Consider the following 24533-nt stretch of genomic DNA (forward strand, 5'->3'; position numbering starts at 1 on the left):
CGGCCGGAAAAATCAGGCGGCGGCTGGCTTGAGCTGCAGGGATTTGAATTCGAGGAACTCCTCGAAACCGTAAACCCCGTTCTCACGGCCATTGCCCGACTGCTTGTAGCCGCCGAAAGGCGCGTTGCCGTTGAAGGGGCCACCGTTGATGTCAACCTGCCCGGTGCGCAGGCGGCGCGCCACCTTCATCGCGTGTTCGTCGCTGCCGCTCCAGACGCCGCCGCCCAGTCCGTAAATGGTGCTGTTGGCAATCGCCACGGCTTCTTCTTCGTCCTTGTACGGAATGACCACCAGCACCGGGCCGAAAATCTCTTCCTGGGCCAGGGTGTCGCTGGCCTTGATGCCGAGGATGGTGGGTTGCACAAAATAGCCTTTGTCGATGGCTGGCGCCTCAGCCCCTCCGGCGATCACCTCAGCGCCCTCTTCGATGCCGGTGCGGATGAAACCCAGCACACGTTCGCGCTGGTTCGCACTGACCAGCGGGCCGAGCCGGCTACCCTCTTCCAGGCTGGGGCCGATGCTGAATTTGGCGATCGCGGTCTTCGCCAGCGCCTTAACCTCGTCGTAACGACCCGCCGGAACCAGCATGCGGGTGTGGGCCGAGCAAGTCTGGCCACTGTTGAGCATGCAGGCCGAGATCGTGCCCTTGACAGCGGCTTCCAGGTCCGCGTCTTCCAGGATCACGCTGGCCGACTTGCCGCCGAGCTCCAGCGCCACCCGCTTGACCGACTGGCTGGCCAGCTCGCTGACACGTTTGCCGGCGCGGGTGGAGCCGGTGAAGCTGACCATGTCGACCTCGGGATGCGTGGCCAGCACCTCGCCCACCACCGGGCCCATGCCGTTGATCAGGTTGAACACACCAGGGGGCAGCCCGGCTTCGTGGATGATCTCAGCGAGGATCATGGCGTTGACCGGGGCGATCTCGCTGGGCTTGAGCACCACGGTGCAGCCGGCTGCCAGCGCCGGCGCAATTTTCAGGGTGATCTGGCTCAGGGGAAAGTTCCAGGGCGTGATGCAGCCGACCACCCCGATGGCTTCGCGGACCACCAGCGAATTGCCGACGTTTTTTTCCCACTCGAAGTTGCGCGCCACCTTGGCGAAATTACCCCAATGCCAGGTCGGGCCGCCGACCTGCACGGATTTCGCCATCTTCAGTGGCATGCCGACCTCGCGGGCGATTGCCAGTGCCATCTCGTCGGTACGTGCTTTCAGGCCGGCCGCGACCTTTTCCAGATAGGCTGCGCGGGTTTCAACCGGCAAGGTGGACCACGCATCAAAGGCGGCACGTGCCGCCAGAACGGCACGCTCCGCCTCCTGCGCGGTACCGGCGGGCACGGTCGCCATCACCTCTTCGGTGCTGGAGTCATGGACTGGCAGGGTTTCGGCAGATTGGGCGGGGACCCACTGGCCGTTGATGTAATGCGAAGGGTAGGTGGTCATGGAGGAGCTCACAGTGTTGGAGAGGACAAAAGAGAAAATCGAAGGTAAATATTTCACACGATTAATCAGACCCAGTTTTCTGGACGCTGCAAAACGACGCCGCATTCGAAAGTATTGGCTTGATACAAATTCAAGAATCAACCTGACATTTAGTTACTAACAGGTTGATTTCTTTGTTGTTTTACGTTAACCCTGTCACAAGATGGATCTTGCATCTGGCACTTTCCGGGCTTAATCTACCAGAACGCGCACTGCCCGCGTCAATTTCAAATCCCTGGAGACCTATGCGCTGGATTACGCCTCATTTGAAAAGCAGTTTGCTTGGCTTGCTGAGTGGTGGCGGCGCGACACCGGCTGTCAATCAAACTCGCACCGAGTCCATACGGCAGATCATGCTCAACGAGTTGGGCGAGTTCGGTGAAAAGCATTACCCGAAAATCGCGCTGCGGGTGCGTTACGCCCAGGACGCGCAGGGCCTGTGGTATGCCCGCGGCGACGTGATGGCCGTCTTGTCGGCTATGCAGGGTGAGACCATTGCCCGACAAAAAGTCGGCACCATCACCAAGATGTTCGATGGCCTGTTACCCGGCAGCCTGGGCTCACGCCGCAGCTCCCTGAACTGACGCCCCGGTTCGCGTCATCGCTGCCTGCTCACGCTCAGTGGGCATGGCTCCAGAGCAAAAACGCATCTCGGCCTTCCACGGTCAAAACCACTTTTTCACCCACCGGCAGCAGGACCTTGGTCGGAACATGACCGAAAGGTAGGCCCGTCAGCACCGGCGCCTTGATCTGCTTTTGCAGCCAGGCCACCACCGTCGCCAGTTTGAAGCCCTTGTCGTGCGGCACCAGCTTGTAGTTGGTGAACTGGCCCAGAACAATTGCTTTTTGCTGCGCAAGTACGCCCGCATGCAGCAGCGTCGTCAACATGCGCTCGAGCCGGTAAGGGTGTTCATGGACTTCTTCAAGAAACAGGATGCCACCCTTGACCGCCGGAAGATACGGTGAGCCCACCAGAGAGGTCAGCACCGCCAGGTTACCGCCCCACAGGGTTGCATTATTGATGCTGAACACGCCTCCAGCCCTTGCAGGTATTGCGCTAGCAGCTCCTTCTTTGATAGCAGACGGCGGCAAGCGCCAACCTGTACCCTCGCCCTGCCCCGTGATCAGGTCGTCGAAACAAGCTTCCATGATGTCGTCGGGCTCGCCATCGACGCCAAAGTCCTCGCCCAGCGCCGGACCAGACCAGGACACAGCGCCGGTTTTGGCCAGCAAGGCGCTTTGCAGCGCAGTGAAGTCGCTCAGGCCGACAAAATGCGTGCCCTTGTCCACCGCTTTTGCGATGGCTTTGTAGTTGATGGCCGGCAGGATACGTGTAAGGCCATAGCCACCGCGCGAGATCAGGGCCACGTCCGCGCCACTGGCAGCGGCCCGGTGAATCGCCGCGAGGCGGGTTTCGTCGTCACCGGCAAAACGCTGGTGGCTGCTCAAGGCGGCGGCATCGACCTCGACTTCGTAACCGAGTTTTGTCAATCGCAGCACACCGCGCCTGAAGGCCGGTTTGTCGCGCACGGCGCTGGAGGGGGAAAAGATGTAGATATGTTTTGTCACGACCTGGAGTATCCCACCGCAGCAGGCGCAAACACGCCGAGCGCGTGTTGCGCAATCGCCTGGCCGTGCTCCTGCACAAAATGCCCAGCGTTGTCGATGACCAGCGGCTCGGGGCAGCCTCGGATCATTTCCTGCAGATTGCGCATCACCGGCAGACCCAGCACTGGGTCTTGCGCACCCACAGCCATCAGGGTCTGGCCCTGCCATTGCTGGCCCCAGAAGTCGCGCGCCTGCCGCGAAACCTCCGCGCCGGGTGAATCGGCAAATTGCGGAAACATGGGCGGAAAAGCGCGCAAGGCGGCGCGGTGGCCACGGTCAGGAAACGGCGCATTGTAGGCAGCACATTCGGCGGCGCTCATCTGCGGGTTGCCACGGGCGAACAGGCGGCCCACATCAAATTCCGGGTTTTTGGCACACATCTCGCGCCAGGCCAGAAAGCCTGCCGACAGCGGCTGCTCCCCGGTCGCCAGCGTGGTGTTCATCACCAAGAGGCCCGCGTAACGCTGCGGCACCGCCATCGGCAGGGTCAGGCCCAGCAGACCACCCCAGTCCTGCACCACCAGCACGATGTTGCGCAGGTCCAGCCGTTCCACCAATTCCAGCAGGTTCTGCCGGTGATCGTCAAAGGTGTGGAAGCTGTCTTTCTTGGGCTTGTCGCTTTTGCCGAAGCCGATCAGGTCGGGCGCCACAACCCGGTGACCCCCAGCTAAAAAGACGGGAATCATTTTCCGGTAAAGATAGCTCCACGCCGGGTTGCCATGCAGGCACAGATAGGTGAGTTGGCCGTGGGTCCCCTCGTCCAGATAATGCATGCGCAAACCAGCCAGCGATGGCAGGTCGCTGAGGTAGTTCGGTTGCCACGGGTAGCCCGGCAAACCGTCAAAGGCCGCGTCGGGCGTACGCAGGGTGTCGTCCCGTAACGGGTGCGCACTGCGTGTTTCTTCGCGCTGCGTGCTACGCCGCTGCCTGAAAAAATCCTGCAGCGCGGCACCGCATTCTTCCGCGAGCACCCCGCCCTGCACCTGCGTCTGGTGATTGAGCTGCGCATGCTCAAACAGGTTGAGCACCGATCCGGCGGCACCGGTTTTTGGATCGGCCGCGCCGAACACCACACGTTTGAGCCGGGCATGCAGCATGGCGCCAGAGCACATGGCGCAGGGCTCCAGCGTGACGAACAGCTCGCAGTCTTCGAGGCGGTAGTTGCCCAGCGCAAGCGCTCCGGCGCGCAAGGCCAGCATCTCAGCGTGGGCGGTCGGGTCCTGGCCGGCGATGGGCGCATTGCGGCCGGTGGCGATGACCTCACCCCGATGCACCAGCACAGCGCCAACCGGCACTTCCCCTGCGGCGGCCGCTTCACCGGCCTGCGCCAGCGCCAGGCGCATGAAGTCCTCGTCACCCATGTTGCTTCTCTTTTGATAGCTGCTCGCGCTCAGCCGACGGGGGTTGGAGGCCGATTTGATTCATATTTCCAGATCCACCGTGCCCATGCCCAACCGGTCCATCCACTGCGCCAGCGCCTGCTCGTCCGGGGAACCGGCGGCGTAGACGGCTTTCATGGCGGCATGTGCTTGCGGCCTGGCCTGCAGGTAGCGCCAGTGAGGGTTGGGTTTAGCGACGTGGCCGAGCAACACGAAGTCCGGCTGTCCTGAGCCCGACGACGGGCGTTGTTCAAGATGCAGCGGCAGGTGCGTCACATACGGCAAACCGGTGTCATCGACGCTGATCAGGCTGACAAACGGATGGCTTTGAATCAGCTGCGCAGCCTGCTCGGCCTGGCCTTTGAACTGGGGGGGCTGGTACATGACCCGAGTATCTCAAATCGGTTGGAATACCCAGCGTCCCATCACGTCATAGTGCGTTTGTTTCAGGGCGCTGTGGATCAACACAAATTCCCCGGCTTGCCACCCTATCGGGCCAGCAGGCTCTTCCTGTAGAACCTGACGGTCATACAGCAGACTGACATGCGGCGTAAAGGAGCTGCGTGGGCCGCCCGGCACACCTCTTGCCGCCAGCGCATCCCACAGGCGGCTCCGAAATTCTGCAAGCATGGCATTGCTCGAACTGGAATCACGAAGCACCACGGGGCGTGAGTCATCGCCGCGCCCGAAACTCACCGTCTGGTCCAGGCGCACCGCAAAACCATGGCATTGCGCCGCGAGCTCGCTGGCCACTTCAATTGCATGCCTCACGATATCGGAGGGCATGCTCTCGAAGTCACCCAGGTGGTCCAGCGTCAGATGCAGGCGATCTTCCAGGTGGAGCTTCCCGGCCAGCTGGTGCCTGCTTTTGATCTCGGCGCCAAGTGCCAACATCTTATTCCGGGCGTCTCCATCGGGAAACAGGGCAAAAAACAGCCTGCACAAGCCCTTGCGCGGTGCCGGAGGCCTTTTCAGTTTGGGCGGCGGTGGCTCGAACCCGAAAAGATCCACAGGCTCACCTTATTCCCACTCAATCGTCGCAGGCGGCTTGCTACTGACGTCATAAGTCACGCGGTTGATACCGCGCACCTCGTTGATGATGCGGCTGGAGACCTTCTTGAGCAGCGCATAGGGCAGTTCGGCCCAGTCTGCCGTCATGAAGTCGCTGGTCTGGACGGCTCGCAGGGCCACGACGTAATCGTAGGTGCGGCCGTCGCCCATCACGCCGACACTTTTCACCGGCAGGAAAACCGCAAAAGCCTGGCTGGTCAGGTCGTACCAGCTCTTGCCGGTATCGAGGTCCTTGAAGTTGCGCAACTCCTCGATGAAGATGGCATCAGCGCGGCGTAACAGATCGGCGTATTCCTTTTTGACTTCACCGAGGATGCGCACGCCCAGGCCCGGGCCCGGGAAGGGGTGGCGGTAGACCATGTCATGCGGCAGGCCCAGCGCGACGCCGAGTTCGCGCACCTCGTCCTTGAACAGTTCACGCAGCGGCTCCAGCAGTTTGAGGCCCAGCTGCTCGGGCAGGCCGCCGACGTTGTGGTGGCTCTTGATGGTGACGGCCTTCTTGTTCTTTGCGCCGCCGGATTCGATCACGTCGGGGTAGATCGTGCCCTGCGCCAGCCATTTGGCGCCTTTGTGGCCCCCATCGCCGGCCTTCAGACGCGCCGCTTCAGCCTTGAACACTTCAACAAACTCGCGGCCAATGATTTTGCGTTTGGCCTCGGGCTCGTCGACGCCAGCCAGATGGCCTAGAAACTGCGCGGCAGCATCGACCCGGATAACCTTGGCATGCAGTTTGCCGACAAACATGTCCATCACCATGTCGCCCTCGTTCAGGCGCAGCAGGCCATGGTCAACGAAAACGCAGGTGAGTTGGTCGCCAATGGCACGGTGGATCAGCGCCGCAGCCACCGATGAATCGACACCGCCCGACAGGCCGAGGATGACTTCTTCATCACCCACCTGCTGGCGGATTTTTTCCACCGCTTCGCTGATGTAGTCGCCCATGATCCAGTCCGGGCGGGTGCCGCAGATGTCCAGCACAAATCGCTTGAGGATGGCATGGCCCTGTTTGGTGTGGGTAACCTCGGGATGGAACTGCACCGCGTAGAAGCGGCGCGTTTCATCGGCCATGCCGGCAATCGGGCAGGACTCGGTCGATGCCATGAGCTTGAAGCCGGGCGGCATCTCGGTGACCTTGTCGCCATGGCTCATCCAGACGTCCAGCATGCCCTGCCCCTCGGGCGTGGTGTAGTCGGCGATGTCTTTGAGCAGCGCGGTGTGGCCGCGCGCGCGCACGTCGGCGGAACCAAATTCACGCTTGTGCCCGCTTTCGACCTTGCCGCCGAGCTGGTGCGCCATGGTCTGCATGCCGTAACAGATGCCGAGCACCGGGATCCCGAGCTCGAACACCGCTGCTGGTGCCTTGTCGGTGGTGTCTTCGTAAACGCTGGCATGGCTGCCGGACAGGATCACACCCTTGAGCATGCCGTCTTTAGCATAGTCACGCACCCAGTCGTCGGTCACGTCACAGGGATGAACTTCGCAAAATACGTGGGCATCCCGCACCCGCCGTGCGATGAGCTGGGTAACCTGGGAGCCGAAATCGAGGATGAGGATTTTCTGGTGCTGCATGAAAGATTTTCTTCAAGGCAAAAAAAGAAAAAGGCGCCTGTCAAGACGCCTTGGGCAAGTCAAAGCGGTCAGTCTGCCCTGTAATTCGGGGCTTCCTTGGTGATTTGTACATCGTGGACATGGCTTTCACGGATGCCTGCCGTGGTGATCTCAACAAACTCGGCCTGGTTGCGCATGTCCTCGATGGTGGCGCAGCCGCAGTAGCCCATGCTGGCACGCAGGCCACCAGCCATCTGGAAAATGATGGCGACCATGGAGCCCTTGTAAGGCACCCGGCCTTCGATGCCTTCGGGCACCAGCTTGTCGGCATTCGGATTGCCGGTGCTGCTTTCCTGGAAGTAACGGTCGGCGCTGCCCTGCTGCATCGCCCCTATGCTGCCCATGCCGCGGTAACTCTTGTAGCTGCGGCCCTGGAAAAGAATCACTTCGCCGGGCGCTTCTTCGGTGCCGGCGAACATGCCGCCCATCATGACGGTACCTGCGCCGGCAGCAATCGCCTTGGCGATGTCACCGCTGTAACGGATGCCGCCATCCGCGATCAGCGGCACGCCGCTGCCGCGCAGCGCGGTGGCCACGTTGTCGATGGCCATGATCTGCGGCACACCGACACCTGCGACGATGCGGGTGGTACAGATGCTGCCGGGGCCAATGCCGACCTTGACGGCGTCGGCGCCGGCCTCAGCCAAGGCCAGCGCTGCCGCGCCGGTAGCGATGTTGCCGCCTATGACATCAACATTCGGGTAATTCTGCTTGACCCAGCGCACCCGGTCGATCACGCCCTTGCTGTGGCCATGGGCGGTGTCGACCACGATGGCGTCCACGCCGGCTCGGACCAGTGCCTCGACACGTTCCTCGGTGCCCTCGCCCACGCCGACCGCCGCGCCCACGCGCAGCTGCCCGTGCGCGTCACGCGCGGCGTTCGGGAAAGTCGTCTGCTTGGTGATGTCCTTGACGGTGATCAGGCCCTTGAGCTCAAAGTCCTCGTTGATCAGCAGGATGCGCTCAAGCCGGTGTTTGTTCAGCAGCGCCTTGGCATCGGCCAGGGTAGCGGTTTCGGGCATGGTGATCAGCCGCTCACGCGGCGTCATGATGGTGCTGACCGGCACGTCCATGCGCGATTCAAAGCGCATATCGCGGCCGGTGACGATGCCGACGACCTTGCCGCCATCGATAACTGGAAAGCCGGAGATGCCAAGCTGTTCACTGAGGGCCATGACCTGGCGCACCGTATGCGTCGGGGTGATGACGACCGGGTCTCGCAGAACGCCGCTTTCGTAGCGCTTGACCTTGGCCACCTCGGCCGCCTGCTGCTGGGGCGTGAGGTTTTTATGAACGATGCCGATACCACCTTCCTGCGCGATCGCAATGGCCAAACGGGCCTCAGTTACGGTGTCCATGGCGGCCGAAACCAGGGGCAGGTTCAGGCGGATATTTCGGGAAAACTGAGTGGAAAGCGAGGTGTCCTTGGGCAGGACCTGGGAGAACGCTGGCACCAACAATACGTCGTCGAAGGTGAGCGCTTTGCCGAGTAGGCGCATAGGGAGGGCTCCAAAAACACGATTGTACCCGCGCCCGTCGGTACAAACCCTGCCACCGCCGCGCCGACCCGTCGCGTTACAAATAGACGCTCCGCCCACATGACGATTTGTTGTGCCCGCGTTGGGCGGCGCTACACTGGAAACCATGGACCTCAAAATCACTCCCCAACAGCTGATTCTGGTGCTCGCCGGCTGGGCGTTTGCGTTCTCCGCTGCAGCCCAGTACCAGTGGATTGGCAAGGACGGCCGCAAGGTATTCAGCGATCGCCCGCCCCCCTCGGACATTCAGGAAAAAAACATCATTAAGCAGCCCGGCGGGCGCCGCGCTGCCCAGCCCACTGTCACGGTGGAGCAGCCGGCGGACGCTGATGGCAACAGCGCTGCAGCAACGCCTCCCGTAGCGGCCGCAAAACCCAAAGCCGATCCCAACGCCCCGAAGATTTCCGGCAAGGATGCCGAACTCGAAGCCAAGAAGAAAAAACTTGCGGAAGAAGAAGCGACCAAAAAGAAGGCTGAGGAAGAAAAAGTTGCGCAGTCCAGGGCGGAAAACTGTGAACGTGCCAAAAAGGCCGTGTCCATGTTTCAGTCAGGTGTACGCGTGGCCAGCACCAATGCCAAAGGTGAGCGCGAAATCATGGACGACAACGCCCGGGCCACTGAACTCAAGCGCGTGCAGGCGGTCGCCGACCGGGACTGCAACAAGCTTCCTGCTCAGTAGCCGGCCTTGGCCCCGGCCCTCTTGCGGGCAAACAAACCGGACTTTTTCACGCCCTGGCTGTTGAAGCGCTCGCGCCGCGCGACCTTGGGGTCGACTCGCAAAGGCCGGTAGATTTCCAGTCGGTCGCCTTCCTGCAATATCTGTTTCAGGCTGGTTTTTCGGCCCCAGATTCCTGCCAGCAAGGAGCCAGACATCAGCTCCGGGAATTCCGCAACAACCCCGCTGGCCTGCAGCGCCTGTGCCACCGTGCTGCCCGATGGCAGCACCAGTGCCCATTCCCGCACCTGACGCGGCGCCGGGGAATACAACAGCACGATGTTCATTCAGGTCTCGCCATACGCCTGGGTCGCGCGTTTGACAAAAGCGTCCACCATGCTCCCAGCGATCTTGTCGAACACCGGGCCGACCAGTGCGGCCAGCGCCGCATTGTCGAAGTCGTAACGCAGGCTGAAGTTGATCTTGCAGGCGCGCTGGCTGCCGTCGCCCAGCGGCGTGAACTCCCAGTGGCCATCGAGTTTTGAAAACGGGCCATCCACCAGTTTGAGGGTCACCTTGCGGTCCTTCACATGGGTATTCCGCGTCGTGAAGCTCTGGCTGAGCCCGGCAAACGAAATGCCGACCCTGGCGGTCATGCCGTCGGCGTCTTCCTCTACCACCGCGGCTTGGTCACACCACGGCAAAAACTGCGGATAACTCGCGACATCGGTGACCAGGGCAAACATTTCAGCTGCGCTGTACCAGATCAGGACGGACTTGTGGACGGTTTTCATACAATCAGGGGCTGCGCCCGATTGTATTAGCCGAGGCCACCCCTAACTTTCCTTCATGGCCACCAAAGAAGCATCCTCCAAAAAACCGGCCGCCGCCTCCTCCGGAAAAGCCGTAGGCAAGCCCGCTGCCAACCTCACGCCCAAGGCCGCAGCTGCGGCCGTGCGCATTGCCGACAACAAAAAAGCGCTGTTCAACTATCACATCGAGGAGCGTTTCGAGGCCGGCATGGTGCTCGAAGGCTGGGAGGTGAAGTCTCTGCGCGAAGGCAAGGTGCAACTGACCGACGGTTATGTGGTGATCCGCAATGGTGAGCTTTTCATCATCGGCTGCCAGATCAACCCGCTGGGCACGGCATCAACCCATATTCGGCCGGACTCGGTGCGCACCAAGAAGCTGCTGATGCACAAGGACGAGATCCGCCGCCTGATCGGCAAAATCGAGCAGAAAGGCTACACCCTGGTGCCGCTGAACCTGCACTGGAAAGCAGGCAAGGTCAAATGCGAGGTCGGCCTGGCCAAGGGCAAGGGCGAACACGATAAACGCGACACCATCAAGGACCGCGAAGGCAAGCGCGAGGTCGAGCGCGCCATGAAGTCGCGCAGCCGCTAAAGGCGCCTTGCCGGGCTGGTTCATCGCCAGCCTTGAGCCGCGCTTTTTTTACAGCTCGCGCAGCGGGTGAGCGTCAGTCGTCCAGGGGCTGGCGAAAAATGCTTGCGTCATCTCCGGCTTCACATCTTCGATGCGTGCCGGGTTCCACTTCGGTGTGTAATCCTTGTCGATGGCGAGCGCGCGTATGCCTTCCACGGTCTCCCCAGCATTGCCGGGACGCAGATGGAAGCAGTGGTGCACGATGTCACGCTCCATGCGCAGATCGTCGGCCAGGCTCATGCTGCGTGCGCGGCGGATCTGTTCCAGCGCCACATGCAGCATCAGCGGCGAGCGTTTGCGCAACATGGCGCCAACTTTCTTCGCCGCCTCGTCCGGCGATGCCTCCAGCGCATCGACCATGTGTTTCACCCGCGCCAACGAAAAACAGGGGTCAAATTGGCCTCCAGCCCTTGTCGGACGGGCGCGATCAGCTATTAAATCAGTAGCAATCCACTGATCCACATCAGCCGCTGAAGCAAAGACCCGATCACCCAGCGCCTGCCATAAGGCGGGCAGCTCTGCCGCCGACAGCTTGATGTCGGCCAGACCATAGTCCATCGCCTCATCCGCGGCGATCACGACGCCGGTAAGCGCCAGATATTCGCCCACGCTGCCCGGGCACCGGCTCAGGAAGTAACCCCCGCCGACATCGGGGAACAGGCCGATGTTGGTTTCCGGCATGGCCATTTTGGTGTGCTCGGTGACGATGCGCACACGCGCCCCTTGGCTCAGTCCCATGCCGCCGCCCATGACCACGCCGTCCATGAAGGCGATATAGGGCTTGGGGTAGGTGTGGATCAAATGATTGAGGCGGTACTCTTCGGTGAAAAAGTCGTCGAGCGAGGAGTCACCCGCGAGCGCCACCTCATGGAAAAAGCGGATGTCGCCGCCCGCCGAGAAGCCACCGAAAAGCGCCTCAGGCGTGCCGGGGCGTCCGGCCTTGTTGCTGCCGCGTATCGCCACCGCCAGCACGGCCGGGTCGTCGTGCCACGCCGTCAGGGCCGCAGCCAGCTCTCGCACCATGGCCAGCGACAGCGCATTGAGCGCCTTGGGCCGGTTCAGGGTGATGAAACCGACCTGGCCGCGTACCTCGGTCAGCACGTCGCCGTTTGTTTTGCTTGCGTAGCTCGTCATGCTCTTTGTCTCCACCCCAAAAGTTCATTCACCACCAGCGCCCCTATGACCAGCGAGCCGCCAGTCAGTACACTGGCAGCAGGCACCTCGCCAGCGCCGGCCCAAGCCAACAGGATGCCAAAAATAATCTCAAGCAGCGCCAGCAAAGCCATTTCCGGCGCTTTCAGCACCCGCGCACAGACGACCGAAAGCACGCAGGGAATCGCCAGCTGCACCACGCCCAGCAGCGCCAGCAAGCCAATGTCATGTGGCGTCGCGGCAAACGGAAAAGCCAGCGGCAAAGTCATCAGCGATGAAATCACCGCGCCCACCAGTACGGCCGGTACCAGGTCGATCTTTTCGCCATGCGCCTGGCTGCGCTGCACAACTGTCCAGTTCACTGCCGCCGCGATAGGCACCAACAGGGCCACCAGCGTGCCGGCGAATTGCCCTGCCCCGCCGCCCACGCTGACCTGGCTGCCATACATCCACGCGATGCCCATGCCTGCCACGGCGATGGCGAACCAGGTGCGCGGTGCAATGCGGTGGCCGATGAAGACCCGCGCGATCAGCGCCGTGAGTAAAGGCCCGAGCGCCATGGTCACCAACACGTTGGCCACGCTGGTCATGGTCAGCGCCAGCATGAAGGCGGTGAACATGACGCTCCAGCACACGCCAGACAGCCACAGGAAGCGGCCCGCATGGCGAATTTTGGAAAACACCTGCCGACCTTGAAACACCGGAAGAATGACCAGCAGCGACAGCATCGTGAAAAAGCTGCGCCAGAAGGTCACTTCAAAGCTCCTGGCCGACTCGAGATGGCGCGTCACCACACCCGCGATCGACCACATCAGCGTGATCGCGATCATCAGTAATACGGCGCGGCTGTGAGTCAGTTTCATCTCTTGTTCCGAACGAGGTCAGGCCCGCAATAACAGCCAAACCCGAGACCGCCTCTCTTAAGTCAAGCAGGGGCCGCGGATCTTGCTCCGCCAGTCCGCAGGCGCAGCGCCCCTCGGGGGGCAGAGAGCTACACGCAGTGAGCGAACGTGGGGGCCTTATCTACCAGCGCGCTTACGCTCGCTCTCCGTCAGGTGGCGCTTGCGCAGACGAACCGACTTGGGCGTGATTTCGACAAGCTCGTCGTCTTCAATAAATTCCACGCCGTATTCCAGCGTGCATTCGATTGGTGGCGTGATCTTGATCGCATCTTCCTTGCCCGACACGCGGAAGTTGGTGAGCTGTTTGGTACGTGTGGCGTTGACCACCAAGTCGTTGTCGCGGCTATGAATGCCGACAATCATGCCTTCGTATACAGGATCGTTGGCCTTGACGAACATGCGGCCACGGTCGTCGAGCTTGCCCAGTGCGTAGGTGAAAATCTCACCCGCGTCCATGGAAATCAGCACACCGTTTTTACGGCCGCCGATGTCGCCCTTGTGGGCTTCGTAGCTGTCAAAGATGTTGGAAATCAGTCCCGAACCGCGTGTCAGGTTCAAAAATTCGTTGGTGAAGCCAATCAGGCCACGCGCCGGGATGCGGTACTCCAGACGCACGCGGCCACGGCCATCTGATTCCATATTCACTAGGTCGCCCTTGCGCTCACCCAGGGCCTGCATGACACCGCCCTGGTGGATCTCTTCGATGTCAGCAGTTACCAGTTCGATGGGCTCGTGCTTTTCGCCGTTCACTTCTTTCATCACCACGCGCGGCTTGGACACGGCCAGCTCAAAGCCTTCGCGGCGCATGTTTTCCAGCAGGATGGTCAGGTGCAGCTCACCGCGGCCCATGACTTCAAAGATACCCTCTTCGTCAGTCTCCTTGACGCGCAGCGCCACGTTGTGCTGCAGCTCTTTTTGCAGGCGGTCCCAGATCTGGCGACTGGTGACGTACTTGCCTTCACGGCCGGCCAACGGGCTGGTGTTGACGCAGAAGTTCATGGTCAGGGTCGGCTCATCCACCTTGAGCATGGGAAGCGGCGCCGGGCTGGTCGGGTCAGTGATCGTTACGCCGATGCCAACGTCATCAATACCGTTGATCAGAACAATCTCGCCGGGGCCGGCCTCGGTTGCCTGCACACGCTCAAGACCCTGGAAGGTCAACACCTGGTTGACCCGTCCCTTGACAGCCTTGCCATCAGGACCTTCCATGACAACAACGTCCATCATGGGTTTGATCGTGCCCTGGCTGATGCGGCCGACGCCGATACGACCGACGAAGGTCGAGAAGTCGAGCGCGGAAATTTGCAACTGCAGCGGCGCGGCAGGGTCGCCTTCCTGATGCGGCACGTGCTTGAGGATGGTGTTGAACAAGGCCGACATGTCGGGCCCCCACTGTTCATTAGGCGGGCCTTCTTCCAACGAAGACCAGCCGTTGATGCCGGAGGCGTAGACCACGGGGAAGTCGAGTTGTTCGTCGGTAGCGCCCAGCTTGTCGAACAGATCGAAAGCGGCGTTGACCACGTAGTCAGGGCGCGCGCCTGGCTTGTCCACCTTGTTGACGACCAGAATGGGTTTGAGGCCCAGGGCCAGCGCCTTCTTGGTCACAAAACGCGTCTGGGGCATGGGGCCCTCTTGCGCGTCGATCAGCAGCACCACACCGTCCACCATGGACAAGGCGCGTTCCACTTCGCCGCCAAAGTCCGCGTGGCCTGGGGTGTCAACGATGTTGATGTGCGTGCCTTCCCAGGTCACGGCGCAGTTCTTGGCCAGAATGGTGATGCCACGTTCTTTTTCGATGGCGTTGTTGTCCATCACGGTGTCGACCACCTTTTCGTGCTCGGCAAAGGTGCCAGACTGGCGCAGCAGCTGGTCTACCATGGTGGTTTTGCCGTGGTCAACGTGGGCGATGATGGCGATGTTGCGGATTTGTTTGATGCTCATGGTTCGCTTTCTAAAAACTTCGAATCGGTGATGTCAGGCCAGTGCGGCGCTGGCCGCAGTGCTGGAGAAAACAGGTGAATCAGAGGGTCGGACAGCCAGCATGTCCTGGATTTCAATCGGGCTGAGCAGGCGCCCGGGGATTAATTCGTCAGCCGTCACGTGAGCCGAGCCCAGGAAAGCCGCAGGATCCGTGCCGAAGACCTGTACCAGTGCGGCATCGGGGCCCCACTGGCCACTGCTACCACGGCGGCGCAAACCGCTGAGAAAACGCCCTGCATCGTCGGCGCCCAATGTGACAGACGGATAAGCCGCCACCAGCGACTGCACCGGCAACAGGCAGGTTTCACGCTCGGCCTCACTCATGGCTTCGAGCGATGGCAGGCTCACACACTGACCGTCGGTGTAGCCGCCGGTCTCCAGCCGCCTGAGCGCCCCCAGGTGCGCGCCGCAGCCAATGGCCTCGCCGATGTCTTCGCCGAGGGTGCGAATGTAGGTACCCTTGCTGCAGGTTACTATGATTTTGATAGCTGTCGGCGCCCGCGGGTCATGGGCTGGAGCCATTTCCAGCTTATAAATCGTGATGCGGCGGGCTTCCCGCTCGACTTCCTGGCCCTTGCGCGCGTATTCGTACAAGGCCTTGCCGTCCTTCTTGAGCGCCGAATACATGGGCGGCACCTGCGAGAGCGGGCCGGTGAAGCGGCGCGTCAGATTCTCCAGCAGCTCCGGAGTGATGGGCGGCACCGGGCGCGTCTCAATCACATCGCCTTCGGCATCGGCGGTGCTGGTTTTGGCGCCCAGCAATAGCACGGCTTCATAGGTCTTGTCGGCGTCGAGCTGAAGTTGACTGAATTTGGTGGCTGCGCCGAAACACAGCGGCAACACGCCGGTAGCCAGCGGGTCCAGCGTGCCGGTGTGGCCGGCCTTGTCTGCGCGCAGCAGCCACTTGGCCTTTTGCAACGCCTGGTTGCTCGACAGGCCCAGCGGCTTGTCGAGCAGCAGCACGCCGTGCACGGGACGTCGCTGGATTTTCTGGCGGTGAACAGGTGTTTGCGGCATAAGCGTTTCGACAAGCTCAACGCGAACGGAAAAACCGCTCGCGGAAAGTACCGTTCACCCTGAGCCTGTCGAAGGGGAACGGTACGTTTCAGTCGTCTTGGGCGCGGGAGGAAACCGCCTTGGCGATCAGCGCGTTCATGTCGGCCGCACGTTCGGTCGTGCGGTCAAACTGGAAATGCAGGGTCGGCACCGTGTGGATCATCAACTTCTTGAACAGGCCATTGCGCAGGAACCCTGCCGCCTGGTTGAGCGCGGTTTCGCATTCGGTTGGGTCGCCGATCAACACGCTGAAAAATACCTTGGCATGCGCGTAGTCGGCCGTGACCTCGACCGCCTGGATCGTGACCATGCCCACCCGCGGGTCCTTCAACTCGCGCGCGATCAACTCCGTCAGATCACGCTGGATCTGGTCGGCGACGCGAAAACCGCGGTTCGGGGTGGATGATTTTTTACGCATGGGGTAGTAGGCCTGCCGGGTCGGCGGACTGCCCTTTCACAGGCAGCCGCCTTGCGGCGATCAGGCCTCCAGTGTCCTGGCCACTTCGCGGATTTCAAAGAACTCCAGCATGTCGCCGACCTGGATGTCGTTGTAACCCTTGACGTTCAGGCCGCACTCGAAACCTTCCTTGACTTCCTTGGCGTCGTCCTTGAAACGCTTGAGCGAATCGAGTTCACCGGTGAAGACGACCACGTTTTCGCGCAGCAGGCGCAGACGCGCGTTGCGGCGGACCACACCGGCCGTGACCATACAACCGGCGATCGAGCCGATCTTGCTGACCTTGAACACCTGGCGGATCTCGGCGGTACCGATGACTTCTTCCTTCTTGTCCGGCGTCAGCATGCCCGACATCGCGGCGCGCAGCTCGTCCACAGCGTCATAAATGATGTTGTAGTAACGCAGATCGACGCCGTTGTTCTCGGCCTGTTTGCGGGCCTGGGCGTCGGCGCGGGTGTTGAACCCGATGACCACCGCCTTGGACGCAATCGCCAGATTCACGTCGGACTCGGAAATGCCGCCCACGCCGGAATACACCAGCTGCACCTTGACCTCGTCGGTCGAGAGCTTGAGCAGCGACTGGGCCAGCGCTTCCTGCGACCCCTGCACGTCGGCCTTGATGATGATGGGCAGCATCTTGACCTCGCCGGCGCCGATGTCGGAGAACATGTTCTCCAGTTTGGACGCCTGCTGCTTGGCCAGCTTGGTGTTGCGGAACTTGCCGGCACGGTAAGTCGCGATTTCGCGGGCACGGCGCTCGTCGAGCATGACCATGAACTCGTCACCGGCCTGCGGCACTTCGGTCAGGCCCTGGATTTCCACCGGAATCGACGGACCTGCGGTCTTGATCGGCTTGCCGTTTTCGTCCAGCATGGCACGGACGCGGCCAAAGGTCGAACCAGCCAGCACCACGTCGCCGGCTTTGAGCGTGCCGGCCTGCACCAATACGGTGGCGACCGGGCCGCGGCCCTTGTCGAGGCGGGCTTCAATCACTAGGCCCTTGGCCAAGGCATCAACGGGCGCCTTCAGCTCCAGCACCTCGGCCTGCAGCAGCACCTGCTCAAGCAGGGCATCAATGCCGGCGCCTGTATGGGCCGACACGCCGACAAAAGGCACGTCACCGCCGAACTCTTCGGGGATCACTTCTTCGGTCACCAGCTCGCCCTTGACGCGCTCCATGTTGATGCCGGGCTTGTCGATCTTGTTGATCGCGACCACGATGGGCACACCGGCTGCTTTGGCGTGCTTGATGGCTTCACGCGTCTGCGGCATCACGCCGTCGTCGGCAGCCACTACCAGAATCACAATGTCGGTCGCCTGGGCGCCGCGGGCGCGCATGGCAGTAAACGCTTCGTGGCCCGGTGTGTCCAAAAAGGACACCATGCCGCGCGGAGTTTCCACGTGGTAAGCGCCGATGTGCTGGGTAATGCCGCCGGCTTCGCCGGAAGCCACTTTGGCAGTGCGGATGTAGTCGAGCAGCGAGGTCTTGCCGTGGTCGACGTGGCCCATGACGGTCACGACCGGCGCACGTGGCAGCAGCTCGGCTTGCTGGCCTTGCACGTCCTCGTCGGCAAAGGCTTCCGGATCGTCCAGCGAAGCGGTGACGGCCTTGTGGCCCATTTCTTCCACGACGATCATCGCGGTGTCCTGGTCCAGCGGCTGGTTAATGGTGACCATCTGGCCCAGCTTCATCAGGTGTTTGATGACCTCGGACGACTTCACGCTCATCTTGTGGGCGAGTTCGGCGACCGTGATGGTTTCCGGCACATGGACTTCGATGACCTTGAACTCGGTCGGCGCCACAAAAGTGGACTCGGAACGCGAATCGCGGTCAGATGTGCGGCGGCCGCGCGGGCCGCCACGGAAGTTGCCGCGTCCAGGCACAGCGGTCGCGCCACGGGTCTTGATCTCGCCCTTTTTCTTGGCGGCGTCATCTTTCCAGGTCGAAGACAGGTTTTCCGACTTGATTTCCTTTTTGCCGGCGGTTCCTGCGGCTGCGCCTGCAGCGGCAGGTTTGGCGGCGCCCGGGACCACGGCCGGCTTGTGCAGCGTGCCCTTGATGGCGGCTTTCGGGTCGACATGCGGCACCAGCACGCGCTTGGGCGCATTCATCATGGCGCGGATACCGGCGGCTTCAGCCTCGGCCTTCTTGCGGCGGTCCTGCAGGTCCTGCGCCTTGACGGCATCGGCCTGGAACTCGGCAGTGGCCTTGGCCTTGGCTGCCGCTTGCGCAGCGCTGGCTTCTGCAGCCTTGGCTGCGGCCTTTTCAGTGGCTGCAGTGTCATCGGCGGCGGGCGTTTCGACAGCCATAGCCTTGGCAGCCTTGCTCGCGGGCTTGACCTTGCTGGCGGCTTCGGCAGCCTGCGCAGCGGCTTGCGCCGTCTGCTCGGCAGCGTCACGCTCCTGCTGCTCGCGAGCCTGGTCTTTGGCATCCTGCTCTTCACGCAGGCGGCGTTTTTCCGTCAGCTCTTCTTCCTGGCGGCGCAGCAATTCGGCGTGGCGGCTGGCTTCTTCCTCGCGGCGAACCAGTTCGGCGTCCTCGACCGTCGAGGTCTGGGGCGCGGCAGCGGCTGGCACCTCGACGACGGGCTCGGAAGTCTCGTCACGCTTGATGAAGGTGCGTTTTTTGCGGACTTCGACCTGAATGGTCCGGGCCCGGCCGGTGGCATCGGCCTGTTTGATCTCGGTGGTCGACTTCTTGACGAGCGTGATCTTCTTGCGCTCTGCGCTGGCGGTGCCGTGGCTGGCCTGCAAATAGCTCAGCAGTTTCTGCTTGTCACCCTCGGACAGGGAGTCGGTGGGCTGCGCCTTGGCAACACCGGCACTGGTCAATTGCTCGATCAGTGTGGCGGTGGGTTTATTCAGTTCAGCTGCGAATTCAGCGACGGTAGTGGTACTGGACATATGTTTTTTTCCTGCTGGCCTCCATGATCATTGCTCTTTGGACGCGAGGTCTGCACTTGCAGGCTCTTCGGCGTCGGCAGGCTCGGCTTCATCGGTAAACCAATGCGCGCGCGCTGTCATGATCAGGGCCTTGGCTTCGTCTTCAGACTGGCCGGTGATATCGGTGAGTTCATCCACGGCCAGGTCGGCCAGGTCGTCACGGGTGCCGACACCCGCTTCAGTCAGCTTGGCGATCAGTTCGGGCGTGAGGCCTTCAACATCACGCAGATTCTGCGAGACGCCTTCGGCGTTTTCTTCCTTGGCGATTTCCATGGTCAGCAACGCGTCCTTGGCGCGGGTGCGCAGCTCGGTGACGGTGTCTTCGTCGAAAGATTCGATCTCCAGCATTTCCTGGATCGGCACATAAGCCACTTCTTCGAGGCTGGTGAAACCTTCGGAGATTAGGATGTCGGCGATTTCCTCATCCACGTCGAGTTTTTCCATGAACAGCTTGCGACTGGTGTCGGTCTCGGTGGCCTGCTTTTCAGCAGACTCGTCGGCCGTCATGATGTTGATTTTCCAGCCGGTCAGCTCGGCAGCCAGGCGCACATTCTGGCCGCCCCGGCCAATGGAGATCGCGAGGTTTTCCTCGTCAACCACCACGTCCATGGCGTGACGCTCTTCGTCCACCACGATGGAAGACACATTGGCCGGTGCCAGCGCGCCAATTACAAACTGCGCCGGGTCTTCACTCCACAGCACGATGTCGACGCGTTCGCCTGCCAGCTCGTTGGTCACGCCGTTGACGCGGGTGCCGCGCACGCCGACGCAGGTGCCGATCGGGTCGACGCGCTTGTCATGCGACAGCACGGCGATCTTGGCGCGCGAGCCGGGATCCCGCGCGCAGGATTTGATCTCCAGCAGGCCTTGTTCAATCTCGGGCACTTCCTGACGGAACAACTCGATCATGTATTCAGGAGAGGTACGCGACAGGATGATGGGGGCGCCACGCAGGGTGGTGTCGACTTCCATGATCATGGCGCGCACGCGGTCGCCGGAACGCAGGTTTTCTTTCGGGATCATGTCACTGCGGCGCAGCCGGCCTTCGACCCGGCCGGACTCGACAATGATGTCGCCCTTGTCCATGCGTTTGACGGTGCCGACAAAAATCTTGTCGCCGCGCGACATGAAGTCGTTGAGCAGCATTTCACGCTCAGCATCGCGGATCTTCTGCAGAATGACCTGCTTGGCCGCTTGCGCGCCGATGCGGCCGATCGGCAGGCTTTCGACTGGCTTCTCGATGAAGTCGCCTTCCTCGATGTCAGCGATTTCCTCGCGGGCATCGCTGACCAGTTCTTCGCCTTCAGGATTTTGCAGGCCGGCTTCGTCGGGCACAACCAGCCAGCGGCGGAAGGTCTCGTAGTTGCCACTGTCACGGTCCACCACGACACGGATGTCCGTGCCTTCGGCGTACACCTTTTTGGTGGCCGAGGCGAGCGCGAGCTCGACGGCACCAAAAACGACGTCACGTTCAACATTTTTCTCACGCGAGATGGCATCCACCAACATCAACAGTTCGCGATTCATTTCACAAGCCTGCCTTTCCTTTTTATATCTCTGTTGCGGGCGGGCTTTTCGGCCGGCGCCCCTTGAAGTCAACCACAGGCGCCAGTCGGGCCTGCGCAATTTCATCGAGCGTGAAGCCCAGCGCCTGCAGCGGCGCGGGCACCTTGTTCTTGCTCACTTTTGCACCGGGCTTGGCGGCGGGCTCTTCGCGCCACACAATCTGCCACCCGGAGGCTGCACGCTCAAGCGTGCCGCGAAATTTCTTGCGGCTGGCGGTCACACCAGAGCCGGCCGCTGCCGACCCGATGGCCGCCTTCAGCGTGATGTCCACCAGCTCGCCGGTAAAACGCACAAAATCCTTTTCGCTGCGCAGGGGCCGGTCTATGCCCGGCGAGCTCACCTCGAGCCGGGAATACGCTGCACCTTCGACTTCCAGCACAAACTGCAGCTGGCGCGTGACTTTTTCGCAGTCCTCCGCATTGATGAACTGTTCCGGCGAACCTTCGACCTGCGGCTGATCGATGGTCACACGCAGCAAACCACCGGTGGTACGTTCAATGTCCACCAGTTCGTAACCCAGTCCCGTGACGGTCTGCTCAATCGTTTCGTGTAATGCCATTCAGTCTGTAGATCGCTGCGCCAGCTTCTCAAAAAAAAATCAGTTTGCAAAAACAAACGCCCAAAAAAAATGGGCGGTGAAAACCCGCCCATTTGGTCGTGAAGCTCATATTCTACCCCGATACTGGCACCCGCGCAAGCAGTTTGCATGCCGGCAGTCGCTGGCGACCTGTGCTGTTGGGCGATAGCGGTGCCAACTGATGAGTTCGTATTAAACCGGTTGAATCTCAAAATTTGCGAAAACTGACAATAGCGTCAGACCTGCGCCGCGACAAGAATGCGGGTGTAAGGGTGTTGCGGCGCATCCAGCACCTGACTCACGGTCCCGGTTTCCAGCACCTCGCCGTCCTTCATCACCATGACCTCGTGCGCCATGGCGCGGATCACGTCCACGTCATGGGTGATCAGCAAATAACTCAGGCCGCGTTCGCGCTGCAGCTTTTGCAGCAGTTGCAACACCTGTTTCTGGATGGTCACGTCAAGCGCGCTGGTCGGCTCGTCGAGCACCAGCAATTGGGGCTGGACGATCAGCGCCCGGGCAATTGCCAGACGCTGGCGCTGGCCGCCGGAAAACTCATGCGGGTAACGCTGCAGTAGGCCGGGGAAATACAGCCCCCGCGCGCCCTCACTGCGTGTAGCTTGCTGCCCCCCAAGGGGGTGCTTTTCGTCTTGGGACGGCCCGGCGACGAAATCCTGAACCTCCCCCATGCCGACATCGGCCAGCGCGGCGACTACCCGTTCGCGGCGTGCTGCGGCAGACAGGCCGGGTTCGTGGACCAGCAAGCCCTCACCTACGATTTCCTCCACAGTCATGCGCGGCGACAATGAGGAAAACGGGTCCTGGAACACGACCTGTACCAACCGCCGGATTGCCTTGTTGCCGGCGCTACTGACGCCCCAGTGCTGGCCCATGGCTTCGAGTGCACCGGTGTGCGGCATCAGCCCCAATGCGGCCAGCGCCAGCGTGGATTTGCCGGACCCCGACTCACCCACGACGCCCAGCGTGCAGCCCGGCGCCACCTCGAAGTCGGCGCCCTTCACTGCAACGAACTCGCCCTTGCGAAACCAGCCGCGTACGCCGGGAATTCGTACGGAATAGGCTGCGCGCAGGCCGCTGGCACGCATCGCCGGCGGCCCGCTGGCGGGTGAAAGCTGTTCCACCACATCACGCGCGGGCCGGCTGTCGATCAGCTTGCGTGTGTAGGCATGTTGCGGATCGGCGAACACCTGCGCTACCGGCCCCTCTTCCACCAAGTGCCCGTTCTCCATCACTGCCACCCGGTCGGCGAATTTGCGCACCAGGTTCAGGTCGTGGGTGATCAGCAGCACCGCCATGCCGGTCTGGCGTTGCAGATCAGACAGCAATTCCAGGATCTGCATGCGCAGGGTGACATCGAGCGCCGTTGTCGGTTCGTCAGCCAGCAGCAGGCGCGGGCGGCAGGCCAACGCCATCGCGATCATGGCGCGCTGGCGCTGGCCACCCGAGAGCTGGTGCGGAAAAGACTGGGCGCGCCGCGCCGGCTCCGGGATACCGGTGGCGGCCAGCGCCTCAATGGCGGCGTCCCAGGCCTGGCGTTTGCTCAGGGCCTGTTTCAGTTCCAGCACCTCGGCGATCTGGTCACCCACGGAAAACAGCGGGTTCAGCGCCGTCATCGGCTCCTGGAAGATCATGGCAACCTCTTCACCACGGATGCCGCGCAGTTCACGCTCCGGAATTGATAGCAGGTCACGCTTGATGGACGGGGGCTGAGGGCCGAAAAGGTTTGCAGATCCGGAAATGTCGGCATTCTGGACCAGGCGCAGCAAGCTCAGTGCCGTCACCGTCTTGCCAGAGCCGGATTCGCCGACCAGTGCCAGCTTTTCACCGGGTGCGATGCTGAAGTTGACGCCGTGGACGACGGCCTTGCCGCCAAAGGAGACACGCAGGTCCCGCACTTCCAGTAGTGGATGAGTCATCCGTCCCGCCGCCGGGCCGCCCCAAGGCGGGACAGCCCCCTCGGGGGGCAGCGACGACGCGTCAGTGCGGAGCGTGGGGGCCATTATTTGTCGGCCTTACGCGGATCCAGCGCATCGCGCAGCGCATCACCCATGAAGGTCAACAGCAGCAGGGTCATCACCAGCACGCAAAAGGTCGACAGGGAGATCCACCAGGCGTCGATGTTGTTCTTGCCCTGGCTCAGCAGCTCGCCCAGCGAAGGCGTGCCGGGCGGTACACCGAGGCCGAGGAAGTCGAGCGAGGTCAGCGCCAGGATGGCCGCGCTCATGCGAAACGGCAGAAAGGTCACCACCGGCGTCATGCTGTTGGGCAGGATGTGGCGCCACATGATGCGGCCATTGCCCACGCCCAAGGCGCGCGCCGCGCGCACATAGTCCATCTGGCGATTCCGCAGGAATTCGGCGCGCACGTAGTCGGACAGGCCCATCCAGCCGAACAGGCTCAGCAGGATCAGCAGCAGCGCGAGACTGGGCGTGAAAATCGCGCTGAAGATGATCAACAGGTAGAGCTCGGGCATCGCGCTCCAGATCTCAATAAAGCGCTGAAAGGCCAAATCGGTCTTGCCGGCAAAGAAACCCTGCACTGCCCCGGCCAGGATACCGAGCACCGTACCGGTGAGGGTCAGCGCCAGGCCGAACAGCACACTGACGCGAAAACCGTAAAGCAGCTGCGCCAGCAGGTCGCGGCCGCGGTCGTCGGTGCCCAGCCAGTTGTCGGCAGTGGGCGCGGCCGGGCTGGGTGACTTGGCGAAGTAGTTCAGCGTTTTCGGGCCATAGGGGTTGAGCGCGTAGATTGCCCAGTTGCCGCCGCTGGTGATGCGCTCACGGATGAAGGGGTCGAGGTAATCAGCCGGCGTCGGGAAATCGCCGCCAAAAGTCTGCTCGGAGTAATCCTTGACGATGGGAAAATAAGTCGTGCCTTCGTAGCGCACCACCAGCGGCCGGTCATTGGACAACACCTCGGCGAACAGGCTGAGCACCACCATGATGGCAAACAGCACCAGACTCCAGAAGCCCAGCGGGTTGCGGCGGAACCTGCGCCACGCTCGGCGCCCGGGGGACAGTGACACGACCCCTTCTTTTTCAGGGCCGCCGTGGATCGGGCTCGGCCCGGCCACAGGCGGCGCCCCCTCGAGGGGGGAG

Annotated in this window: 22 protein-coding genes; 3 read left to right on the forward strand and 19 right to left on the reverse strand. The window is 61.9% G+C overall.

Annotation, left to right across the window (positions count from 1 at the left end; genetic code table 11):
- Nucleotides 1–12 precede the first annotated feature (12 nt).
- A complete protein-coding gene (locus H0W47_RS07710; protein ID WP_296922648.1) occupies nucleotides 13–1440 on the reverse strand; it encodes an aldehyde dehydrogenase family protein in 1428 nt (475 codons plus the stop codon).
- Between the two features lie 305 nt (nucleotides 1441–1745).
- Between H0W47_RS07710 and H0W47_RS07715 the strand changes: the two genes are divergently transcribed.
- On the forward strand, nucleotides 1746–2063 hold the full coding sequence (locus H0W47_RS07715; protein ID WP_296922651.1) for a hypothetical protein: 318 nt from the start codon (nucleotides 1746–1748) through the stop codon (nucleotides 2061–2063).
- A 34-nt stretch (nucleotides 2064–2097) separates the two neighbouring features.
- Here H0W47_RS07715 and H0W47_RS07720 read toward each other — a convergent pair whose 3' ends face one another.
- From H0W47_RS07720 to guaB, 6 genes are all read right to left on the reverse strand, one after another.
- On the reverse strand, nucleotides 2098–3048 hold the full coding sequence (locus H0W47_RS07720; RefSeq protein ID WP_296922654.1) for an LD-carboxypeptidase: 951 nt from the start codon (nucleotides 3046–3048) through the stop codon (nucleotides 2098–2100).
- On the reverse strand, nucleotides 3045–4448 hold the full coding sequence (gene tadA, locus H0W47_RS07725) for a tRNA adenosine(34) deaminase TadA (RefSeq protein WP_296922657.1): 1404 nt from the start codon (nucleotides 4446–4448) through the stop codon (nucleotides 3045–3047). The genes H0W47_RS07720 and tadA overlap by 4 nt, the downstream gene beginning before the upstream one ends.
- A gap of 60 nt (nucleotides 4449–4508) precedes the next feature.
- On the reverse strand, nucleotides 4509–4850 hold the full coding sequence (locus H0W47_RS07730) for an FMN-binding negative transcriptional regulator (protein ID WP_296922661.1): 342 nt from the start codon (nucleotides 4848–4850) through the stop codon (nucleotides 4509–4511).
- 12 nt (nucleotides 4851–4862) lie between these two features.
- Nucleotides 4863–5477, reverse strand: coding sequence for a 2'-5' RNA ligase family protein (locus H0W47_RS07735; protein WP_296922665.1), 615 nt, complete (start codon nucleotides 5475–5477; stop codon nucleotides 4863–4865).
- Between the two features lie 9 nt (nucleotides 5478–5486).
- Nucleotides 5487–7106 (reverse strand): glutamine-hydrolyzing GMP synthase, encoded by a 1620-nt coding sequence (gene guaA, locus H0W47_RS07740; RefSeq protein ID WP_296922668.1) that lies wholly within the window; start codon nucleotides 7104–7106, stop codon nucleotides 5487–5489.
- A gap of 68 nt (nucleotides 7107–7174) precedes the next feature.
- Nucleotides 7175–8644 carry an IMP dehydrogenase gene (gene guaB / locus H0W47_RS07745; RefSeq protein ID WP_296922672.1) on the reverse strand — a complete coding sequence of 490 codons (1470 nt, stop codon included), beginning with the start codon at nucleotides 8642–8644 and terminating at the stop codon, nucleotides 7175–7177.
- Between the two features lie 145 nt (nucleotides 8645–8789).
- Here guaB and H0W47_RS07750 point away from each other — a divergent pair, with 145 nt between their 5' ends.
- Nucleotides 8790–9362: a DUF4124 domain-containing protein gene (locus H0W47_RS07750; RefSeq protein WP_296922676.1), complete on the forward strand. Its 573-nt coding sequence runs from the start codon at nucleotides 8790–8792 to the stop codon at nucleotides 9360–9362.
- Here H0W47_RS07750 and H0W47_RS07755 read toward each other — a convergent pair.
- Entirely contained in the window at nucleotides 9356–9685 is a 330-nt protein-coding gene (locus H0W47_RS07755) for an RnfH family protein (RefSeq protein WP_296922679.1), read from the reverse strand. The genes H0W47_RS07750 and H0W47_RS07755 overlap by 7 nt on opposite strands.
- A complete protein-coding gene (locus H0W47_RS07760) occupies nucleotides 9686–10132 on the reverse strand; it encodes a type II toxin-antitoxin system RatA family toxin (protein ID WP_296922682.1) in 447 nt (148 codons plus the stop codon).
- 55 nt (nucleotides 10133–10187) lie between these two features.
- Between H0W47_RS07760 and smpB the strand changes: the two genes are divergently transcribed.
- Complete coding sequence (gene smpB / locus H0W47_RS07765) at nucleotides 10188–10742, forward strand: SsrA-binding protein SmpB (RefSeq protein ID WP_296922685.1); 555 nt, start codon at nucleotides 10188–10190, stop codon at nucleotides 10740–10742.
- 48 nt (nucleotides 10743–10790) lie between these two features.
- Here the strand turns inward: smpB and H0W47_RS07770 are convergent, their stop codons facing one another.
- The 10 genes from H0W47_RS07770 to H0W47_RS07815 all read right to left on the reverse strand — a co-directional run bounded on the left by H0W47_RS07770 (nucleotide 10791) and on the right by H0W47_RS07815 (nucleotide 24490).
- On the reverse strand, nucleotides 10791–11915 hold the full coding sequence (locus tag H0W47_RS07770) for an enoyl-CoA hydratase/isomerase family protein (protein ID WP_296922688.1): 1125 nt from the start codon (nucleotides 11913–11915) through the stop codon (nucleotides 10791–10793).
- Complete coding sequence (locus H0W47_RS07775; protein ID WP_296922691.1) at nucleotides 11912–12796, reverse strand: DMT family transporter; 885 nt, start codon at nucleotides 12794–12796, stop codon at nucleotides 11912–11914. The genes H0W47_RS07770 and H0W47_RS07775 overlap by 4 nt, the downstream gene beginning before the upstream one ends.
- 156 nt (nucleotides 12797–12952) lie before the next feature.
- Nucleotides 12953–14776 (reverse strand): translational GTPase TypA, encoded by a 1824-nt coding sequence (gene typA, locus H0W47_RS07780; protein ID WP_296922693.1) that lies wholly within the window; start codon nucleotides 14774–14776, stop codon nucleotides 12953–12955.
- A 33-nt stretch (nucleotides 14777–14809) separates the two neighbouring features.
- Nucleotides 14810–15832 (reverse strand): tRNA pseudouridine(55) synthase TruB, encoded by a 1023-nt coding sequence (truB, locus tag H0W47_RS07785; protein WP_296922696.1) that lies wholly within the window; start codon nucleotides 15830–15832, stop codon nucleotides 14810–14812.
- Between the two features lie 88 nt (nucleotides 15833–15920).
- Nucleotides 15921–16289, reverse strand: coding sequence for a 30S ribosome-binding factor RbfA (gene rbfA, locus H0W47_RS07790; protein WP_296922700.1), 369 nt, complete (start codon nucleotides 16287–16289; stop codon nucleotides 15921–15923).
- A 60-nt stretch (nucleotides 16290–16349) separates the two neighbouring features.
- Nucleotides 16350–19232 carry a translation initiation factor IF-2 gene (gene infB / locus H0W47_RS07795; RefSeq protein ID WP_296922703.1) on the reverse strand — a complete coding sequence of 961 codons (2883 nt, stop codon included), beginning with the start codon at nucleotides 19230–19232 and terminating at the stop codon, nucleotides 16350–16352.
- A gap of 27 nt (nucleotides 19233–19259) precedes the next feature.
- Nucleotides 19260–20798, reverse strand: a complete 1539-nt coding sequence (gene nusA / locus H0W47_RS07800) for a transcription termination factor NusA (protein WP_296922705.1) — start codon at nucleotides 20796–20798, stop codon at nucleotides 19260–19262.
- A 22-nt stretch (nucleotides 20799–20820) separates the two neighbouring features.
- The gene (gene rimP, locus H0W47_RS07805; RefSeq protein ID WP_296922708.1) at nucleotides 20821–21396 is read right to left on the reverse strand and encodes a ribosome maturation factor RimP; all 576 of its coding nucleotides are present in this window, start codon (nucleotides 21394–21396) and stop codon (nucleotides 20821–20823) included.
- 254 nt (nucleotides 21397–21650) lie between these two features.
- A complete protein-coding gene (locus tag H0W47_RS07810) occupies nucleotides 21651–23351 on the reverse strand; it encodes an ABC transporter ATP-binding protein (protein ID WP_296922710.1) in 1701 nt (566 codons plus the stop codon).
- A gap of 83 nt (nucleotides 23352–23434) precedes the next feature.
- On the reverse strand, nucleotides 23435–24490 hold the full coding sequence (locus tag H0W47_RS07815) for an ABC transporter permease (protein WP_296922712.1): 1056 nt from the start codon (nucleotides 24488–24490) through the stop codon (nucleotides 23435–23437).
- Between the last annotated feature and the right edge of the window lie 43 nt (nucleotides 24491–24533).

Source organism: Polaromonas sp. (assembly GCF_013817205.1).
Taxonomy (GTDB): Bacteria; Pseudomonadota; Gammaproteobacteria; order Burkholderiales; family Burkholderiaceae_C; genus Polaromonas.

What these genes read in the sequence shown, in the direction of transcription:
- H0W47_RS07710 (WP_296922648.1), bottom strand. Translation starts at nt 1,440, where the DNA reads ATGACCACCTACCCTTCGCATTACATCAACGGCCAGTGGGTCCCCGCC.
- tadA (WP_296922657.1), bottom strand. Translation starts at nt 4,448, where the DNA reads ATGGGTGACGAGGACTTCATGCGCCTGGCGCTGGCGCAGGCCGGTGAA.
- H0W47_RS07730 (WP_296922661.1), bottom strand. Translation starts at nt 4,850, where the DNA reads ATGTACCAGCCCCCCCAGTTCAAAGGCCAGGCCGAGCAGGCTGCGCAG.
- guaA (WP_296922668.1), bottom strand. Translation starts at nt 7,106, where the DNA reads ATGCAGCACCAGAAAATCCTCATCCTCGATTTCGGCTCCCAGGTTACC.
- guaB (WP_296922672.1), bottom strand. Translation starts at nt 8,644, where the DNA reads ATGCGCCTACTCGGCAAAGCGCTCACCTTCGACGACGTATTGTTGGTG.
- H0W47_RS07750 (WP_296922676.1), top strand. Translation starts at nt 8,790, where the DNA reads ATGGACCTCAAAATCACTCCCCAACAGCTGATTCTGGTGCTCGCCGGC.
- H0W47_RS07755 (WP_296922679.1), bottom strand. Translation starts at nt 9,685, where the DNA reads ATGAACATCGTGCTGTTGTATTCCCCGGCGCCGCGTCAGGTGCGGGAA.
- H0W47_RS07760 (WP_296922682.1), bottom strand. Translation starts at nt 10,132, where the DNA reads ATGAAAACCGTCCACAAGTCCGTCCTGATCTGGTACAGCGCAGCTGAA.
- smpB (WP_296922685.1), top strand. Translation starts at nt 10,188, where the DNA reads ATGGCCACCAAAGAAGCATCCTCCAAAAAACCGGCCGCCGCCTCCTCC.
- H0W47_RS07770 (WP_296922688.1), bottom strand. Translation starts at nt 11,915, where the DNA reads ATGACGAGCTACGCAAGCAAAACAAACGGCGACGTGCTGACCGAGGTA.
- H0W47_RS07775 (WP_296922691.1), bottom strand. Translation starts at nt 12,796, where the DNA reads ATGAAACTGACTCACAGCCGCGCCGTATTACTGATGATCGCGATCACG.
- typA (WP_296922693.1), bottom strand. Translation starts at nt 14,776, where the DNA reads ATGAGCATCAAACAAATCCGCAACATCGCCATCATCGCCCACGTTGAC.
- truB (WP_296922696.1), bottom strand. Translation starts at nt 15,832, where the DNA reads ATGCCGCAAACACCTGTTCACCGCCAGAAAATCCAGCGACGTCCCGTG.
- rbfA (WP_296922700.1), bottom strand. Translation starts at nt 16,289, where the DNA reads ATGCGTAAAAAATCATCCACCCCGAACCGCGGTTTTCGCGTCGCCGAC.
- infB (WP_296922703.1), bottom strand. Translation starts at nt 19,232, where the DNA reads ATGTCCAGTACCACTACCGTCGCTGAATTCGCAGCTGAACTGAATAAA.
- nusA (WP_296922705.1), bottom strand. Translation starts at nt 20,798, where the DNA reads ATGAATCGCGAACTGTTGATGTTGGTGGATGCCATCTCGCGTGAGAAA.
- rimP (WP_296922708.1), bottom strand. Translation starts at nt 21,396, where the DNA reads ATGGCATTACACGAAACGATTGAGCAGACCGTCACGGGACTGGGTTAC.
- H0W47_RS07810 (WP_296922710.1), bottom strand. Translation starts at nt 23,351, where the DNA reads ATGACTCATCCACTACTGGAAGTGCGGGACCTGCGTGTCTCCTTTGGC.